Source organism: Streptococcus sp. HMSC072G04 (assembly GCF_001813295.1).
Classification (GTDB): Bacteria; Bacillota; Bacilli; order Lactobacillales; family Streptococcaceae; genus Streptococcus.
In genome coordinates, this window is sequence record NZ_KV812036.1 from 46,937 (window position 1) to 65,856 (window position 18,920).

An 18,920-nucleotide genomic window follows, 5' to 3' on the forward strand; every position below is an offset into this window, starting at 1 on the left:
ATGCGTGTAGGGTTATTTACAGATACCTATTTCCCGCAAGTTTCGGGAGTAGCGACCAGTATTCGGACGCTCAAAACAGAATTAGAAAAATTGGGTCACACGGTCTTTATCTTTACGACAACGGATAAAGATGTCAACCGCTATGAAGATTGGCAGATCATTCGGATTCCAAGTGTGCCTTTCTTCGCCTTTAAGGACCGCCGCGTTGCATATCGTGGATTCTCAAAGGCGCTTGCCATTGCCAAGCAATACCAGCTGGATATTATCCATACCCAGACTGAGTTTTCACTGGGCCTTTTGGGAGTGTGGATTGGACGTGAGTTGAGGATTCCTGTTATTCATACATACCATACCCAGTATGAGGACTATGTCCGCTATATTGCAAGAGGTATGGTCATTCGCCCAAGTATGGTCAAATACATTGTGAGAAGTTATATGAATGATCTGGATGGCGTGATCTGTCCTAGTGAGATCGTCTATGACTTGCTCCAAAAGTACAAGGTCAAGGCAGAAAAACGCATTATTCCGACAGGGATTGATTTGGCCAAGTTTGACCGACCGGAAATCACTCCGACAGAGACAGCTGCTCTTCGTGAAAAATATGAAGTCGCAGAAGATGAAACGCTTTTATTGAGCCTGTCGCGGGTGTCTTATGAAAAGAATATTCAGGCTGTTATTGCGGCCCTTCCAGATGTCCTCAAGGTCAATCCAAAAGTTAAGTTGATCGTGGCTGGAGATGGTCCTTATTTGGATGATTTGAAAAAACAAGCGGCGAAACTGGGGATTTCAGATGCGGTTGTCTTTACAGGGATGATCCCACCAAATGAGACAGCTCTCTACTATAAGGCGGCTGACTTCTTTATTTCAGCTTCAACGAGTGAGACGCAAGGGTTGACTTATTTAGAGAGTATTGCAAGTGGTACCCCGATCATCGCTCATGGCAATCCTTATCTCGATCATGTGATTGATGACCCTATGTTTGGAAAGCTCTTTTATGAAGAGAGCGATCTGGCACAAGCGATTCTTGAAGCGATTGACGAGATGCCTGCAATCGATGAGACCAAGTGGGCAGAAAAGATTGATGATATTTCTGCAGCAACCTTTGGCCGTCGGGTCTACGAATTTTACCTGGATAAAATCATCTCTAAAGACTTTTCAAATGATTTGAATCCTGAGCAAAGTCGGGTCAAGCGGATGTCTAAGACCATCGTGAAAATCCCGACCAAGGTGATTGCTCTTCCGGTCAATGGATCTGTGAAGATGATGAAGGCTTCGGTCAAACAAGTGAAGAAAATCCGTAAAATCACGCATTTCTTTGATTGAAAATGAAACTTTTTCTTGCAAAATTTTTCAATCGTGCTATAATAACTGACAGAGACATATCAAATCTAGGAAATCTGATAGAGAGCGCGTGGGGCTGGAAATCGCGTAGAGGATAGGTTTGGGACTACTCGTGATTCTTTTATGCAAACATAAAACGGTGGCTACGTTAGAGCCAATCAGAGGTGTCCCTCTTTTTTGAGGAACATAAATGAAGGTGGAACCACGTTGCGACGTCCTTTCGAGGAGGTCGCTTTTTTGATTTCTTAATGAAGACATCAAAAGGAGTGCCGATTCCAATGTTCAAAGACACCTCCCACCCATTTAGCTACTAAAAACTTTATAAGGAGAAAATCATGATTAAGATTACTTTCCCAGATGGCGCTGTTCGTGAATTCGAATCTGGCGTTACAACTTTTGAAATTACCCAATCTATCAGCAATTCTTTGGCTAAAAAAGCCCTTGCTGGTAAATTCAACGGCAAATTGATTGACACAACTCGTGCCATCACTGAAGATGGAAGCATCGAAATCGTGACACCTGATCACGAAGATGCTCTTCCAATCTTGCGTCACTCAGCGGCACACTTGTTTGCCCAAGCAGCTCGTCGCCTCTTCCCAGATATCCACTTGGGTGTCGGTCCAGCGATCGAAGATGGTTTCTACTACGATACAGACAACCAAGCGGGTCAAATCTCTAACGAAGACCTTCCTCGTATCGAAGAAGAAATGAAGAAAATCGTGAAAGAAAACTTCCCATCTATTCGTGAAGAAGTGACTAAAGACCAAGCGCGTGAAATCTTCAAAAACGATCCATACAAATTGGAATTGATTGAAGAGCACTCAGAAGACGAAGGTGGCTTGACCATCTACCGTCAAGGTGAGTATGTAGACCTTTGCCGTGGCCCACACGTCCCATCAACTGGTCGCATCCAAATCTTCCACCTTCTTAACGTTGCTGGAGCTTACTGGCGTGGTAATAGCGACAATGCGATGATGCAACGGATCTATGGTACCGCTTGGTTTGACAAGAAAGATTTGAAGAACTACCTTCAAATGCGTGAAGAAGCCAAAGAACGTGACCACCGTAAACTTGGGAAAGAGCTTGATTTGTTCATGATTTCTCAAGAAGTTGGTCAAGGTCTTCCATTCTGGTTGCCAAATGGTGCGACCATCCGTCGTGAGTTGGAACGCTACATCGTTGATAAAGAAGTAGCAGCAGGCTACCAACACGTCTACACTCCACCAATTGCTTCTGTAGAACTGTATAAAACTTCAGGTCACTGGGATCACTACCGTGAAGACATGTTCCCACCAATGGATATGGGTGATGGAGAAGAGTTTGTTCTTCGTCCAATGAACTGCCCTCACCACATTGAAGTCTACAAACACCATGTGCATTCTTACCGTGAATTGCCAATCCGTATCGCTGAAATTGGGATGATGCACCGTTATGAAAAATCTGGTGCTTTGACTGGTCTTCAACGTGTCCGTGAAATGTCTCTGAATGATGGTCATACCTTTGTGGCTCCAGAACAAATCGAGGAAGAATTCAAGAAGATCCTTCAATTGATCATCGATGTGTATGAAGACTTTAACTTGACAGATTACCGTTTCCGCTTGTCTTACCGTGATCCTGAAGACAAACACAAATACTTTGATAACGATGAGATGTGGGAAAATGCTCAACGCATGTTGAAAGCCGCTGTTGATGATATGGGTGTTGAGTACTATGAAGCAGAAGGGGAAGCAGCCTTCTACGGACCAAAATTGGATATCCAAGTGAAAACAGCTCTTGGTAAAGAAGAAACTCTTTCAACTATCCAATTGGACTTCTTGCTTCCAGAACGCTTTGATCTTCATTACATTGGAGCAGACGGAGAAGAACACCGTCCAGTCATGATCCACCGTGGGGTTATCTCAACGATGGAACGCTTTACTGCGATCTTGATTGAAAACTACAAGGGAGCTTTCCCAACATGGCTTGCTCCTCACCAAGTAACCCTTATCCCAGTATCGAACGAAAAACACGTGGACTATGCTTGGGAAGTGGCTAAGAAGCTTCGTGACCGTGGTGTTCGTGCCGATGTGGATGAACGTAATGAAAAAATGCAGTTCAAGATCCGTGCTTCTCAAACTCAAAAGATTCCTTACCAATTGATCGTTGGGGACAAGGAAATGGAAGACAAGGCTGTAAACGTACGTCGTTATGGTCAAAAAGAAACAGAAACCATGTCAGTGGATGCATTTGTAGAATTGATTCTTGCAGATATTGCAAATAAATCTCGTGTTGAGAAATAAAACGATCACAGTCTGGGAAACATTTTTCAGTAAGAAAAAGCAACAACTATTTCAGTTGTTGCTTTTTCTATTTTGTTTAACCTGAGCTAGTAGTGATTGGTCAAACCACCACAAATAGTATCTTCATCAACAATCCTTTCTATCCATTAACTTTTGGATATAGGATATCCCCCCAAGATTTGCTTCCATGAGTTAGATAAGTTGACTATCCTCAATCCTTGTCTGCCTCATTTTCTTTTACGAGATCGTTTTGTGAATCTTTTTCAGAGAGTTTTTGATCGATATACTTGTCAATGTTTTCATAAAAATCCTTGGTCGTCTCACTATCTAATTTTGTCGAATTATGGACTTGATTGACTTTCAATTGAACAGATTCAATACCGTAAGAGGCTTGTTTTTGGCGAATGGTTTCTAATTCTTCTTCTGAAATCGGATCTCCAACAACCGTCAAGACCAATTCATTATTCCTTGACTTGTAGACTTGATTAATGACCGTATGATTGGCGAACTCTTTTCCTACAAACTGTTTGATTCCTTCTTTTCGTGCTTGATCCATCGTCAGAGTGACTGCTGAATAGCTGGCTGGAAGAACCAATAATACAATCAAGGATATCAACCCAATTCTCATTTTCATGTTTAGCTCTTTAAATGAACTTAAGGGAGATTGTCTCATCATAATTCTTGTTCCAACAATATTGATTAGCATGATAAAGACACAGTTGATCAAGAAAAGATAGAGAGCCCCAAATAAAAATCGTACATTTCCATTAGCTAAACCATAACCTGCAGTGCAGATAGGTGGCATCAGAGCTGTTGCAATGGCTACTCCTGGCACGATATTGTTTGCTTCTTTTTTCCTTGAACCAATGACACCTGCTATCCCACCCGCAATAGCAATGAGAACATCCCAAATGGTTGGAGAGGTTCGTGCAATCAATTCGCTACTTGCATAAGATAAGGGAGAAATCCAGAAATATAGAGTCGAGACAAGCAAACTGACCAATACTTGAGTAAATAAAACCCCTAGAGATTGCTTGATTAAACGCGTATCAAAAATAGCTAAACCGAATCCCAGTCCAACAATCGGTGTCATAAGAGGGGAAATCAGCATGGCTCCAATAATGACAGCTATTGAATTCATATTTAGACCTATAGAGGCAATAAAAATCGCACACATCAAAATCACTGTATCTCTTAATCGAACATGAAGGTCATCATATAGTTTCTCGCGGAATTCACGTGTTGAATAGTTTCCGGACATTGGTTACTCCTTTTATTTCATATAATTTTGTTTCTGCATGGATGATGGTAGAGAGCCTTCTGTCCAAACTGACATGTTTTTAATTCTTACCTATGATTCTTTTGAACATTATCTTTTAACTATCCATCAGTCCATCCTTGACATTATATCAAAAATTTTACAGTCTTTCTCTGAAGAAATCAATTGATTTAAAAGATAGAGAAAGGAAGTAATTTTTGTATCCTTATCCGAAGAAGAAAAACGATATCTCCTCTGAAAGTAGATACCGTTTTAATGTTTAAACAGGATGAGTTTGTAGCAGCAATCCTAGCTGATATCGCCAACAAACCACGTGTTGAGAAATAATGAACAAAGAAAAGATTGAGATGTCATGATCTCAGTCTTTTTGCTTTGTCTTATTAGAAAGTCCAGCAATTGAGACTCCACATTTCTTCATAAGTTTGATATAATAAGAAAATAGAGATTGATAAGGAAAAGTAGCATTAGAAACAGGTATGTAAGATGAAAAAAATATTAGTAGTTGATGATGAAAAACCAATTTCAGATATTATCAAATTTAACATGGCAAAAGAAGGCTATGAAGTCTTGACGGCATTTGATGGTCGGGAAGCTTTAGAGGTCTTTGCGGCTGAAAATCCGGATATTATTATTCTAGATTTGATGCTACCAGAGATTGATGGTTTGGAAGTGGCGCGTACGATTCGTAAGACCAGCAATGTGCCGATCATTGTCCTATCTGCTAAGGATACGGAATTTGATAAGGTCATCGGGCTTGAAATCGGTGCGGATGACTATGTCACCAAACCCTTCTCGAATCGGGAATTGCAAGCGCGTGTGAAAGCCTTGTTGCGTCGTTCTGAGTTTGCGGCGGATCCTCAGCTTGAAAATGATGCCGATACGGAAATTGTCATTGGTGATCTTCACATTCTTCCAGATGCTTTCTTGGTTCAAAAAGGCAACAAAGAATTGGACTTGACCCATCGCGAATTTGAATTGCTCTATCACCTTGCGACCCATGTCGGTCAAGTGATGACCCGTGAGCACCTTCTTGAGACGGTGTGGGGCTATGATTACTTTGGTGATGTTCGGACAGTAGACGTGACGGTTCGTCGTTTGCGTGAAAAAATCGAGGACACACCGGGACGTCCAGAATATATCTTGACCCGTCGTGGTGTCGGATATTATATGAGAAACAATGATTAATCAACTAAAACAATTTGTAATGTCGTCGAACTTTGTCTTTGTTCTGATTACGGTTGGGTTTATCATTGTGGTAGCCTTGCTTTTGCTAGAAAACCGTAGGGACAATATCAAGCTCAGACAATTAAACGCCAAAATTAAGGATCTGATTGCAGGGGACTATTCCGAAGTGGTCGACATGCAAGGAAGTCCAGAACTGACGGATATGACCAATAGTATCAATGATCTGTCTGAGGTTATTCGCCTGACGCATGAAAACTTGGAACAAGAAACCAAGCGTTTGACCAGCATCCTTTCTTACATGACAGACGGGGTGCTTGCGACCAATAGACGCGGTCAGATCATCATGGTCAATGAAATGGCCGCCAAGCAATTGAATGTCAATCCAGATGAGGTGCTCAATACCAGTATTCTGGAGTTGCTTTCGATTGGAGACGAGTATGATCTGCGCAGCTTGATTACAGAAGTACCAGAGTTGACCATCGATTCCCAGGATGAAAATGGGGAATACTTAAGTCTTCGTGTGCGCTTTGCCTTGATTCGTCGCGAGTCAGGTTTTATCTCTGGTCTGGTAGCTGTCTTGCACGATACGACAGAGCAGGACAAGGAAGAGCGGGAACGTCGCCTCTTTGTCTCCAATGTGAGTCATGAATTACGGACACCTTTGACCAGTGTGAAATCCTATCTGGAAGCTCTGGACGATGGCGCTTTGTCAGAGCCAGTAGCACCAGATTTTGTCAAGGTTTCACTTAATGAAACCAACCGCATGATGCGTATGGTCACAGATCTATTAAGCTTGTCACGAATCGATAATGAAACCAGTCAGTTGGACATCGAGTTGACTAACTTTACGGCCTTTATCACCTTTATTTTAAACCGCTTTGATAAGATCAAGAGTCAATCGCAAGAAGATACCAAGAAGTATGAACTGATCCGGGAATACCCGATCACTCCGATCTGGGTGGAAATTGATACGGATAAAATGACCCAGGTGATCGACAATATCTTGAACAATGCCATCAAGTACTCACCTGATGGTGGAAAGATCAAGGTAGGGATGAAAACGACAGACGCCCAGTTGATTATCTCCATCTCAGATGAGGGCTTGGGGATTCCCAAGAAAGACTTGCCTCGCATTTTTGATCGCTTTTACCGAGTGGATAAGGCACGTAGCCGGGCCCAAGGTGGGACTGGTCTAGGCTTAGCCATTGCTAAGGAGATCGTTAAGCAACACAAAGGCTTTATTTGGGCCAAGAGTGAATATGGCAAGGGATCTACCTTTACCATTGTCTTGCCGTACGACAAAGATGCTATTAAAGACGACTGGGATACAGAAGAGGAAGAATAAGGAGTCAATGACAGAAGAGGGATTTAAGTACAGTATTTTAGCTTCAGGTTCTAGTGGGAATTCTTTCTACCTTGAGACGCCAAAGAAAAAACTGCTTATTGATGCAGGGTTATCAGGGAAAAAGATTACGGGACTATTGGCTGAAATTGATCGCAAACCGGAAGACTTAGATGCCATTTTGATTACGCACGAACACTCAGACCATATTCATGGTGTGGGTGTTTTAGCGCGGAAATATGGCATGGATCTATATGCTAATGAAGCAACTTGGAAGGCTATGGAAGGCACCAAGTATCTAGGGAAAGTCGATGATGCTCAAAAGCACATCTTTGAAATGGGGAAGACCAAGACATTTGGCGATATCGATATCGAAAGTTTTGGGGTCAGTCACGATGCTGCTGCACCTCAATTCTATCGCTTTATGAAGGATGGCAAGAGCTTCGTCATGCTGACGGATACGGGCTATGTGAGTGATCGCTTGGCAGGTATCGTCGCGGATGCGGATGGCTATTTGATTGAGTCCAACCATGATGTAGAGATCCTTCGAGCAGGTTCTTATGCTTGGCGCTTGAAGCAGCGGATCTTGTCTGATTTAGGCCACCTTTCTAACGAAGATGGTGCGGATGCCATGATCCGAACCTTGGGGAATCGCACCAAGAAGATTTATCTGGGACATTTGTCAAAAGAGAACAATATCAAAGAATTGGCCCATATGACCATGGAGAATCAACTGGCTCGAGCAGATCTAGCTGTTGGCCATGATTTTGAGGTGTTAGATACCTCGCCAGATACCGCGACCCCTTTGACGAAGATATAAGATGGAAAACCACCTGCAGGTGGTTTTTTATATGTCTATTTGAGGAAATCTATATCTAGTAATGAATTTGCTCTTTACCAAAAATTCGTGTATGATAGGAAAGAATGAATTCTGAGTGAGAGTCACGAGAGTAGAATAATAAATGAAAAAAATGATGTTATTACTGGCTAGTTTGGTTGCTTTAACAGCTTGTAGTCAGTCTAAGCAAGATACGAAAGAGTCGACTTCCAATCAAACGACGAAGGAAACAAAAGTATCAGAGTCTTCTAAAGATAAAGAAGAAAAAGGTTTGAAATTTGTGGTGGCCCCTCAATATGAAGGAAAGACGTCTGATCTCATCGAGCTAGGAAAAAAATTGGTTAAGGAACATCCTGAAGTTGGTAGTGAAGGTCATATGGTAGTCTACTTTACTGGGGCTGTATCTGAAGGAAGAGCAGCGCTCATGTTGGTCAATAAGACAGATGTGGATATCAAGAAAGATTTGAATTTTTCAATTTCTTGGTCTTATGATGGAAAGACTATTTTTGATAATCAAAAGGTAAGTTATTTCATCAAGGATAGCGGCGAATTACCATCTCATTCAGCAACTTTGATATTGTTGCCACTGAATGAGGAACAATTGGGAATTGTAGATGGAATGTCAGACCCATCTAAGATGAAGCTTCAACTATCCGATATGATACTTGCAGACTGATATCAAAAAATGAATCATATAAAGGAGAAGTAAATGCGCCTTGTTTATCTTACGGTTGGTTTTGTGTCTTTGGGATTAGGAATTATTGGGATTCCTTTGCCCATTTTACCGACGACTCCCTTTTTACTGCTATCGATGGCCTGCTTTGCTAAAAGTTCCAAACGCTTTGAAACTTGGCTCTACCAAACCAAGCTTTATCAAACCTATGTAGCGGATTACCGAGAGACCAAATCGATTGCCAAAGAACGGAAGAAATGGATCCTTCTTCAGATCTACATTCTGATGGGGATTTCGATCTATCTGGCACCGATTATTTGGGTGAAGCTTGCTCTAGGGGCTTTGACGATTTTTATCACCTATTATCTCTTAAAAGTGATCCCTAATAAGCCTGAAAATCCAACAGAGGAAAATCCTGATTAAAATTGGAGAATTCAGGCCCTAGAACTAGGAAAAGAAGTGCGTTCGTGCTTCTTTTTTGGTATACTTAAGAGTATGAATTTATTAGAAAGTAGGCTTCCTATGGAGAAATTACAAGCCCTGTTATCGGAACGGTTTCAGATCGTTTTTTCAGATAGCAGTTTATTAGATACAGCTTTTACGCACACCTCTTATGCCAATGAGCACCGCCTCTTAAAAATTTCACATAACGAACGTTTGGAATTTTTAGGAGACGCTGTTCTTCAATTAGTTATTTCCGAATATTTGTATAAGGAACACCCCAACAGACCGGAGGGAGATTTGTCCAAATTCCGTTCTATGATTGTCCGTGAAGAGAGTCTGGCTGGCTTTTCTCGAGATTGCCAATTTGACCATTACATCAAACTAGGCAAGGGCGAAGAAAAATCTGGTGGCCGGGACCGTGATACGATTCTTGGCGACTTATTTGAAGCTTTTTTAGGTGCTCTTTTACTGGATCAAGGAGTGGAAGCAGTCAAACGATTCATCTATCAGGTCATGATTCCAAAGGTTGAAACGGGTCAATTTTCTCAAGTCATTGACTACAAGACCCGTCTGCAAGAACTGTTACAGGTTCACGGAGATGTGGAGATCCAATACCAAGTGGTTAGCGAGTCCGGTCCAGCTCATGCGAAAGAGTTTGAAGTAGAAGTGTTCGTGAACGGTCAAACGATGGGACATGGTCATGGTCGTTCCAAGAAATTAGCGGAGCAGGAAGCAGCCCGCAATGCAGTTGAAACGAGGAATGATGGGCCATGTATCTAAAAGAGATTGAAATCCAAGGCTTTAAATCCTTTGCGGATAAGACAAAAGTCGTATTTGACAAAGGGGTCACTGCCGTTGTAGGGCCTAATGGATCTGGAAAATCAAATATCACGGAGAGTTTGCGCTGGGCCCTGGGGGAATCTAGCGTCAAGAGTTTACGCGGGGGCAAGATGCCCGATGTCATCTTTGCAGGGACAGAATCGCGTAAACCGCTGAATTATGCCTGTGTCACAGTTGTCTTAGATAACCAAGATGGTTTTATCCAACAGGCAGGGAAAGAAATTCGTGTCGAACGGCATATTTATCGTTCAGGAGACAGCGAGTACAAGATCGACGGTAAGAAAGTACGTCTCAGAGATGTGCATGATTTGTTCATGGATACGGGATTGGGACGTGATTCCTTCTCCATTATCTCTCAAGGACGGGTAGAGGAGATCTTTAACTCCAAACCGGAAGAACGCCGGGCTATCTTTGAAGAAGCTGCTGGTGTCTTGAAATTTAAGACGCGGCGTAAGGAAACCGAGACCAAACTCAATCAAACCCAGGAGAATTTGGACCGTCTGGAAGACATCCTCTATGAATTAGAAGGACAAATCCAACCTCTTGAAAAGCAAGCGACAGTCGCTCGCCGTTTCTTGGAATTAGACCAAGAACGGCAGGTTCTCTTGCTGGATGTTTTAGTTGCTCAAGTCGATCTGGCAAAAGAGCTCTACGAAAAGGCTGATCAAGAAGAAAAAGCCATTCAAGAACAGTTGGCTTCTTATTACCAACGTCGTCAGGTCTTAGAAGAAGACAATGTACGCATCAAGAAAGCCCGTCATCAGTTGGATGAAAGCTTAGCTGAGGACCAGGCCAGCTTGCTTGAGGTCACTCGTTTGATCAGTGATTTGGAAAAGCAAATCGAAGTAGCTAAGTTGCAATCGAGTCAAGCAGCCCATAGTCGCAGGGAAAATCTTGAGCGGCTGGATGCTGTTTTAGCCCGTCTGGAAGAAGCGAAACAAGAGCTGGCTCAAAAACAAGAGATGCTAGCTGAGTTTCAACAAAGACTGACAGAGAACCGTCAGCAACAAGAAGAGTTGGAAAAAGAATTAGCCAACTACGAAGAAGATCCGGAACAAGTTATTGAGCATCTACGTGAGCAGTATGTCGCGCTCTTGCAGACGGAGGCTGAAAAATCGAATGAGCGGACAGCCATTGAGAGCCGGATCCAAGCACTCCTGCAAGAATCAAGCCATCGTCAAGAGGATTTGACCAAGGCACAAACAAACTTTGAAACTGCCAAGGAAAAAGAAGTCCGACAATTAGAAGAGTTGGATCAGGCACAAGCGACGGTCAAAGGCCTATTAGCAGAATACCAAGAGCAATTGGTAAAAGTGGAGCAGGCCAAAGCTGCCTACCAAGAGGCTCAAGCTGCCATGTTTGACTTGATGGATGAGAGCAAGAATAAGCGGGCGCGGATCAATAGCTTGGAAGCTATTCAGAAGAACCATAGTAACTTCTATGCAGGCGTCAAGAGCGTTTTGCAAGAAGCAGAACGGTTAGGAGGCATCTGTGGGGCTGTTAGTGAGAATTTGAGTTTCTCAAAAGACTACCAGACAGCGCTTGAAATTGCTCTAGGAGCTAGCAGCCAACAGATCATTGTCGAGGATGAAAAGGCTGCAACGCGAGCGATCGATTTCTTGAAACGCAATCGCTTGGGACGGGCAACTTTCCTTCCGTTAACGACCATCAAAGCCCGTCAACTATCTCCTCGGAATTTGGAATTGATTCAAGCCAGTGCAGGATTTCTAGGAATTGCGAGTGACTTAGTGACCTATGAGCATCGTTTTGAACAGATTTTCCAAAACCTGCTTGGAGTAACGGCCATCTTTGATACGACGGAGCATGCACGTGAGGCAGCTCGTAAAGTCAACTATCAAGTTCGGATGGTGACCTTGGATGGGACCGAATTGCGGACCGGAGGATCGTATGCCGGTGGTGCCAATCGCTCCCAAAATACGGTCTTTGTTAAACCAGAATTGGATAGTTTAAAACAGGAAATGCAAGCTCTGGATGATCGTTTGAGAGAAGCAGAGCAGGAGGTCGAGACCAAGGACAATTTGCTCAAGCAGGCGCAAGAATACCTGGCCTCTATTCAAAGCCAAGGTGAGCAAGCGCGTCTAGAGCAACAGCGGGCCCAATTGGCCTACCAACAAAGCCAAGAGCAACTGAAAGAAATTCAGGAACTCTTAGAAGCTTTGAAGTCAGAATTGGCAACAGATGCGACCCAGTCTCTCCAAGAAGAGCTGGAGTCCCTTACCAAGCAATTGGCAGAAATTGAGCTTCAAAAAGAAAACTTAAATCGCGACATTGAAACCATGAAGTCGGACAAAGATGTCCTGCAACAAAAAGTACAAAACTTGCAAGAGCAATTGGCAGAATTGCGACTTCAACAGACGGAATGTAAGAGCCAACAAAGCTATGAGCAAACAGATGCTCGTCGCTTGGAAGAAACGATCTCCCAGTTGGAAGTAGAAGAGCATCAGTTACAATTGCTGATTGAACAAGGCGAGGCTCAAGTTCAAACAGTAGATGTGGAGCAGCTAGCCAATCAATTGACGCAGGCCCAAGCCAAGAAAACGGACTTGGAACAAGGAGTCATTCGGAAACGTTTTGAGCTGGATGATTTGGAAGGCCAGGCCGAAGATGTGGCAGAACAGATGGAACAAGCTCGCAAGAAAAACGAAGAGTGGATTCGTCAACAAGCCAAGGCTGAAGCGACACGTGAAAAGCATGCGGATCGTTTGAACAAGCTCTTAACGCAAATTACCGATGAATTCATGCAAAGCTTTGACCAAGCCAAAGAACAGGCCAAACCTGTTGAAAATCTTGCAGCAGCTGAAAACCAGCTCAAGAGCATCGAAAAAGATATTAAGGCACTTGGTCCAGTCAATGTGGGTGCGATCGAGCAGTACGACGAGGTGAAGGGGCGCTTTGATTTCCTTTCCAGCCAGCGTGAGGATGTCTTGGCTGCGAAAAATATGCTTCTGTCTACCATCAACGACATGAATGACGAAGTCAAGGAACGCTTTAAATCAACTTTTGAAGCCATTCGTGAATCCTTTAAAGTCACTTTCCGTCAAATGTTTGGTGGGGGTTCTGCTGATTTGATTCTGACAGAGCCAGATCTTCTGACAGCTGGTGTTGAGATTTCTGTGCAGCCACCTGGTAAAAAGATCCAATCCTTAAACCTCATGAGTGGTGGAGAAAAGGCCTTGTCTGCCTTGGCCCTCTTGTTCTCGATTATTCGTGTCAAAACCATTCCATTTGTCATTCTGGATGAGGTAGAGGCTGCCCTAGATGAGGCCAATGTTAAGCGCTTTGGGGATTATCTGAACCGCTTTGATAAGGAAAGCCAATTTATTGTCGTGACGCACCGGAAGGGAACTATGTCGGCTGCAGATTCCATCTATGGGGTGACCATGCAGGAATCTGGGGTTTCTAAAATCGTCTCAGTAAAATTGAAAGACTTAGAAAATGAAGAATAATGATATTAAATTGATCGCTACGGATATGGATGGAACCTTTCTAAATGACCAACATCAGTACGATCAAGACCTTTTACGCAAGGTATTAGCAAGTTGCAAAGAAAAAGGCATCTATTTTGCTGCTGCAAGTGGCCGTGCCCTCCTTTCTCTCAAATCTCTCTTTAAAGGATTTGAGGACCAGATGATTTTCATTGCTGAAAATGGTAGTGTGGTAGAATTTCATGGAGACGATCTCTACGAAGCGACCATGTCCAAAGACTTTTATTTGGGTGTTTTTGAGGCTTTGAAATCCTCACCTTATGCAGACCCGAATAAGCTTCTTTTGACTGGGAAAAAAGGGAGCTATGTATTAGAAACAGTAGATCCCGACTATCTGGCCTTGAGTCAGCACTACAATGAAAACATTCAAAAAGTGAAAAGCCTAGCAGATATTCAGGATGAAATTTTCAAATTGACCACCAACTTTGATGCAGCTCTTGTACTTGAAGGTGAACAATGGGTCACTGAGAATATCCCAGGTGTCAAAGCGATGACGACAGGTTTTGAATCGATTGATATTGTCCTCGATTATGTCGATAAGGGAGTGGCCATTACCGCCTTAGCGGATAAACTAGGGATCTCGATGGATCAGGTGATGGCTTTCGGGGATAACTTAAATGACCTCCATATGATGCAAGTCGTGGGCCATCCTGTAGCGCCAGAAAATGCACGTCCTGAAATCTTGGCCATTGCTGAAACAGTCATCGGTCACCATGTAACTAGTTCTGTCCTACGCTACATGGAGGAAATTGTATGAGTAAGATTTCCTTGATTGCGCTGGATTTAGATGGGACCCTTCTCAATTCAGAAAAAAAGATCTCCCCTCGCAATAGAGCAGCCCTCGCTGCTGCACAGGCCCAAGGTGTCAAGGTGGTTCTAACCACTGGTCGTCCCTTGAAAGCCATGGATTTTCTTTTGGAAGAATTGGGAACAGCAGGCCTCAAAGAAGAGTATACGATTACCTTCAACGGTGGTCTAGTGCAGCGAAATAATGGAGAAATCCTCTCAAAAGTTGTCTTGGCACCAGAAGATGTCGCAACCATTCATGATGAAACAGCCCGTCTAGGACTTCCGCTGGATGCTATCAGTGAGGGAACGGTTTATGAGATTCATGCAGATCGAAAGTCTCTCTATTCCCTTTACAATCCCTACCTGAACTTTATTGAGACAGATTTTAAAGACCTGCCATCCACGATTTCCTACAACAAGTGTGTGACAGCAGTCGATCAAGACTTTTTAGATGCAACGATCAAGCAGATCAAGCCGGACTTATTTCAAGACTATGAAATTTTTAAATCTCGGGAAATGTTGCTGGAATGGTGCCCTAAAAATGTTCACAAGGCAACGGGCTTAGTAGCTCTAGCTTCTATTTTGGGTCTTGAGGCAGATCAAGTCATGGCCTGTGGAGATGAAGCCAATGACCTGTCTATGATCCAGTGGGCTGGACTGGGGGTTGCCATGGGCAATGCGATTCCAGCAGTGAAGGAAGTTGCAACGCTTGTGGCCCCTATGACCAATGACCAAGATGCCGTCGCATGGGCGATTGAAAATTATGTGCTAAAGGAGAGTGAATAAATGGGATTATTTGATCGTTTATTTGGAAAAAAAGAAGAAACTGAAAAAGTGCTTCCGTCTTCGGAAGAAGTGACGGAAAGTACTGAGGTTGAAGAAACTGTCAAAGAGGAGCCTACGGCTACCCAAAATGACAAGGAAGAGCAAAAAATCGCTGATATGGAGGCTTACTACCAAGAGCTCAAAGCGCGAATTGCAGCCACTCATCAACCTGTTTCAACCGTTGCTCAAGAAGAGCCGGCAGAGGAACCTCTTGTTGAAGAAATAGGAACTTCAGAGACTCCTGAAGTTCAAGAACCGGTAGAGGAGTCTCCAGTTGCCTTTGAACCTGCTCAAACAGAAGCAATTCCTCAAGAAGTTTCACCACTAGCTGATGACACGGAGACTGAGCCTCTTGAAGAAGTGAAAATTGAAGCGGAAGTTACTGAAGATGGTGAGGAAGCAGATGGGGCTAACGGTTCAGAAATGGAAGAAGAGTCACCAATTGCCTCTCCATCATCTGACGCTGAGCTAGTAGAAGGGAGCACGACAGAAGAGGAGTCTCCAGAACTAGTAGAAGCTCAGGATGAGGTTTCAGAACCTGAAGTATCAGAAGCGATTGCTCAAGTGGAGGAAACTTCAGAAGTGGCAGAAGCCGAGTCCAGACTTCCTCAAGGAGAACCTGCATCAACCGTTGAGGAAAGAACTGTTGAAGAGGTAGAAGAGCCAATTCCAGACGAGATTGAGCCTCAGCAAGAAACCATTCAGGAAAAATACGATCGTAGCTTGAAAAAGACGCGGACTGGATTTGGAGCACGTCTCAATGCCTTCTTTGCCAATTTCCGTTCAGTCGATGAAGAATTCTTTGAAGAATTGGAAGAACTCTTGATTATGAGTGACGTTGGGGTTCAAGTGGCCTCTAATTTAACCGAAGAGTTGCGCTATGAAGCCCGTTTGGAAAATGCCAAAAAACCAGATGCTCTCAAGCGCGTGATCATTGAAAAATTGGTGGACTTGTATGAAAAGGATGGCCAATTTAATGAAGCCATTCGTTTTCAAGATGGTCTCACGGTCATGCTCTTTGTTGGGGTCAATGGAGTTGGTAAAACAACCTCTATCGGGAAGTTAGCCCACCGATATAAACAAGAGGGCAAGAAAGTCATGTTGGTTGCAGCAGATACTTTCCGTGCAGGAGCAGTAGCTCAACTGGCAGAATGGGGACGCCGCGTAGATGTTCCAGTTGTAACAGGTCCTGAAAAATCAGATCCTGCTAGCGTCGTCTTTGATGGAATAGAACGTGCGATCGCTGAAAACATTGATGTTCTAATGATTGATACGGCGGGTCGTCTGCAAAACAAGGACAACCTCATGGCCGAGCTTGAAAAAATCGGGCGAATTATCAAGCGTGTGGTACCAGAGGCACCACATGAAACCTTGCTGGCCCTCGATGCATCAACCGGTCAAAATGCCTTGGTACAAGCTAAAGAATTTTCAAAAATTACGCCTGTGACAGGGATTGTATTGACCAAGATCGATGGAACAGCTCGAGGTGGGGTCGTCCTTGCGATCCGTGAAGAGTTGGACATTCCAGTGAAGTTGATTGGATTCGGAGAAAAGATTGATGATATCGGACCATTCCATTCAGAAAACTTCATGAGAGGCCTCTTGGAAGGCTTGATTTAAGAGTCAAATAGAAAAAGACAAATTGTTGGAAGGACAATTTGTCTTTTTGTTTCCTTGCGCTATCAAAAAAACCACCCGAAGGTGGCTTTCCTTAATTCTTAGGTTCAGGTTTCCAAACCCATTCTGCTCCGTATTCTGCAAGGAGATCATCGGATGCAGTTGGTCCCATGGATCCAGACTTGTATTCATAGAGCGGTGCTCCATTTTCGGCCCATAGTTTTTCGATCCGGTCAATCAATTGCCATGAAGCACGAACTTCTTGCCAGTGGCTGTAATTGGTTGAGTCGTTGTTCAAAACGTCGAAAATTAATTTTTCATAAGGCTCTGGTGAAGCTCCAGTTGCCGTCGCATCTGTTTCGTAGTCAAAGGAAATAGGTGCGATGCTGAATTTTTCCCCGACCTCTTTTCCGTTGATGCTCAATGAGAAACCTTCATTTGGTTGGATATAAATGGTCAAGACATTTGGTTGCAAGCTATGTCCAAAGATGGAGTCGGTTTGCTTGAAGACCACATTGACCATGGTTCCTTTTTGGGTCAAACGTTTTCCGGTACGGAAGAAGAAAGGAACTCCACGGAATCGATCGCTATCAACAAAGAATGCACCAGAAGCATAGGTTTCTGTAGTAGATTCAGGGTCGACATTTGGCTCACTGCGATAAGAGATATCTTTTTTCCCTTCGATCGTACCTGAATGGTATTGACCACGGATAAAGAATTTCTTCAGTTCCTCATCTGTTGGATTGTGCAATTGCTCAAAAACTTTAACTTTTTCTGACCGAATCGCATCCTTGGTAAAGGTAGCTGGTTTATCCATGGCAAGCAATGACAAAAGCTGAAGGGTATGGTTTTGCACCATATCTCGAAGGGCCCCCGAGTGATCGTAGTAGCCACCGCGTTCTTCAACCCCCAAGCGTTCAGCAAAGGTAATTTGGATATTGTCAATAAAATCTCGGTTCCAGAGATTATCAAAAATAAGATTTCCAAAACGAATGGCAAAAATATTTTGGATCATTTCTTTTCCAAGGTAATGGTCGATCCGAAAGATTTGCTCTTCATCAAAGGTTTCTTCCAATTCCTTGTTGAGCTGACTAGCCGTTTCTAGGTCTGTACCGAAAGGTTTTTCAACGATCAAGCGCTCAAAGCCTTGCCCATCCACAATGCCTTCTGATTTGAGGTGTTTGGCAATAGTTCCAAAAAATTGAGGAGCCATGGACAGGAAGAAGACCTTGTTGTGTTCTGTTTGGTATTTTTCATCCAAGCTGTTTTGCAATTCGCGCAGGGCGATGTAATGTTCGGTATCATTGACATCGTGGCTTTGGTAGTAGAAATGACTAGCGAATTCTTGAGCTTGTTGTGGGCTATCTGCCAGATCTGTGATAGATTCTACCACGACTGATTCAAAGTATTCCTTGCTCCATGGTCTGCGAGCTGTTCCGATAACCGCAAAGTGTTCAGATAGATTTCCTGATTTATAGAGTCTAAAAAGGGATGGGTAGAGTTTGCGCTTGGCTAAATCTCCACTAGCCCCGAAAATGGTTACAATAACTTTTGAAGACATTTAAGTACCTATTTCCTATTTTATTAACCATATTTTACCATAAAATCTACAAGATTTCTTTGATGGAATCGTTGTTCCGAATATTTTCCGCTTGGATTAGAGGATTTGAGAGGAAAGCATAGAAAAAGCTAGAACATAGGTAAGTTCTAGCTTTCATTTTGAAAACAAAGTATTAAAAAACTTTCCTTAAGTGAGTACGGACGTCAGCGAACTTCTTCGAAGTTCCATGACTAAGTTTTGAGCCTAAGGTCTCAATAATTCCGAGTGCCTGAAACAATAACGTTTCAGGCACTTTTCTCACGGCGGAAAGTTTCGGTATTTTCTTGATCATAAAAAAATTGGAACACATTATTCTTTCTTAATAAAATCACTTAACTTATTTTACAAAAAAAGTTTGTCAA

Annotated in this window: 14 protein-coding genes; 12 read left to right on the forward strand and 2 right to left on the reverse strand. The window is 43.1% G+C overall.

Features of this window, described 5'->3' with window-relative positions; translation table 11 throughout:
* Together HMPREF2904_RS08215 and thrS are read left to right on the forward strand one after the other, a co-directional pair.
* Positions 1–1,323 (forward strand): glycosyltransferase family 4 protein, encoded by a 1,323-nt coding sequence (locus HMPREF2904_RS08215; protein WP_049485662.1) that lies wholly within the window; start codon positions 1–3, stop codon positions 1,321–1,323.
* Between the two features lie 353 nt (positions 1,324–1,676).
* Positions 1,677–3,620, forward strand: a complete 1,944-nt coding sequence (gene thrS, locus HMPREF2904_RS08220; protein ID WP_070661793.1) for a threonine--tRNA ligase — start codon at positions 1,677–1,679, stop codon at positions 3,618–3,620.
* Between the two features lie 211 nt (positions 3,621–3,831).
* Here thrS and HMPREF2904_RS08225 read toward each other — a convergent pair whose 3' ends face one another.
* Positions 3,832–4,881, reverse strand: coding sequence for a DUF389 domain-containing protein (locus HMPREF2904_RS08225; RefSeq protein WP_070661796.1), 1,050 nt, complete (start codon positions 4,879–4,881; stop codon positions 3,832–3,834).
* A 501-nt stretch (positions 4,882–5,382) separates the two neighbouring features.
* Here HMPREF2904_RS08225 and yycF point away from each other — a divergent pair.
* The 10 genes from yycF (at position 5,383) to ftsY (ending at position 16,961) form a co-directional block, all read left to right on the forward strand.
* Positions 5,383–6,084: a response regulator YycF gene (gene yycF / locus HMPREF2904_RS08230; RefSeq protein ID WP_024054739.1), complete on the forward strand. Its 702-nt coding sequence runs from the start codon at positions 5,383–5,385 to the stop codon at positions 6,082–6,084.
* The gene (gene vicK / locus HMPREF2904_RS08235; RefSeq protein ID WP_070661800.1) at positions 6,077–7,429 is read left to right on the forward strand and encodes a cell wall metabolism sensor histidine kinase VicK; all 1,353 of its coding nucleotides are present in this window, start codon (positions 6,077–6,079) and stop codon (positions 7,427–7,429) included. Before yycF ends, vicK begins: the two co-directional genes overlap by 8 nt.
* 7 nt (positions 7,430–7,436) lie before the next feature.
* Entirely contained in the window at positions 7,437–8,246 is an 810-nt protein-coding gene (locus tag HMPREF2904_RS08240; RefSeq protein WP_023918725.1) for an MBL fold metallo-hydrolase, read from the forward strand.
* Between the two features lie 142 nt (positions 8,247–8,388).
* On the forward strand, positions 8,389–8,940 hold the full coding sequence (locus HMPREF2904_RS08245; protein WP_070661803.1) for a putative periplasmic lipoprotein: 552 nt from the start codon (positions 8,389–8,391) through the stop codon (positions 8,938–8,940).
* 33 nt (positions 8,941–8,973) lie between these two features.
* Complete coding sequence (locus HMPREF2904_RS08250) at positions 8,974–9,360, forward strand: YbaN family protein (RefSeq protein WP_070661806.1); 387 nt, start codon at positions 8,974–8,976, stop codon at positions 9,358–9,360.
* 99 nt (positions 9,361–9,459) lie between these two features.
* Entirely contained in the window at positions 9,460–10,161 is a 702-nt protein-coding gene (gene rnc / locus HMPREF2904_RS08255) for a ribonuclease III (RefSeq protein ID WP_031573937.1), read from the forward strand.
* Entirely contained in the window at positions 10,152–13,688 is a 3,537-nt protein-coding gene (gene smc / locus HMPREF2904_RS08260; protein ID WP_070661809.1) for a chromosome segregation protein SMC, read from the forward strand. Before rnc ends, smc begins: the two co-directional genes overlap by 10 nt.
* Entirely contained in the window at positions 13,678–14,484 is an 807-nt protein-coding gene (locus HMPREF2904_RS08265) for a Cof-type HAD-IIB family hydrolase (protein WP_070661812.1), read from the forward strand. The genes smc and HMPREF2904_RS08265 overlap by 11 nt, the downstream gene beginning before the upstream one ends.
* Positions 14,481–15,302: a Cof-type HAD-IIB family hydrolase gene (locus HMPREF2904_RS08270; protein WP_070661815.1), complete on the forward strand. Its 822-nt coding sequence runs from the start codon at positions 14,481–14,483 to the stop codon at positions 15,300–15,302. The genes HMPREF2904_RS08265 and HMPREF2904_RS08270 overlap by 4 nt, the downstream gene beginning before the upstream one ends.
* On the forward strand, positions 15,303–16,961 hold the full coding sequence (gene ftsY, locus HMPREF2904_RS08275) for a signal recognition particle-docking protein FtsY (protein ID WP_003008131.1): 1,659 nt from the start codon (positions 15,303–15,305) through the stop codon (positions 16,959–16,961).
* Positions 16,962–17,052: 91 nt separating this feature from the next.
* Here the strand turns inward: ftsY and zwf are convergent, their stop codons facing one another.
* Positions 17,053–18,519, reverse strand: coding sequence for a glucose-6-phosphate dehydrogenase (gene zwf, locus HMPREF2904_RS08280; RefSeq protein ID WP_070661819.1), 1,467 nt, complete (start codon positions 18,517–18,519; stop codon positions 17,053–17,055).
* Positions 18,520–18,920 lie beyond the last annotated feature (401 nt).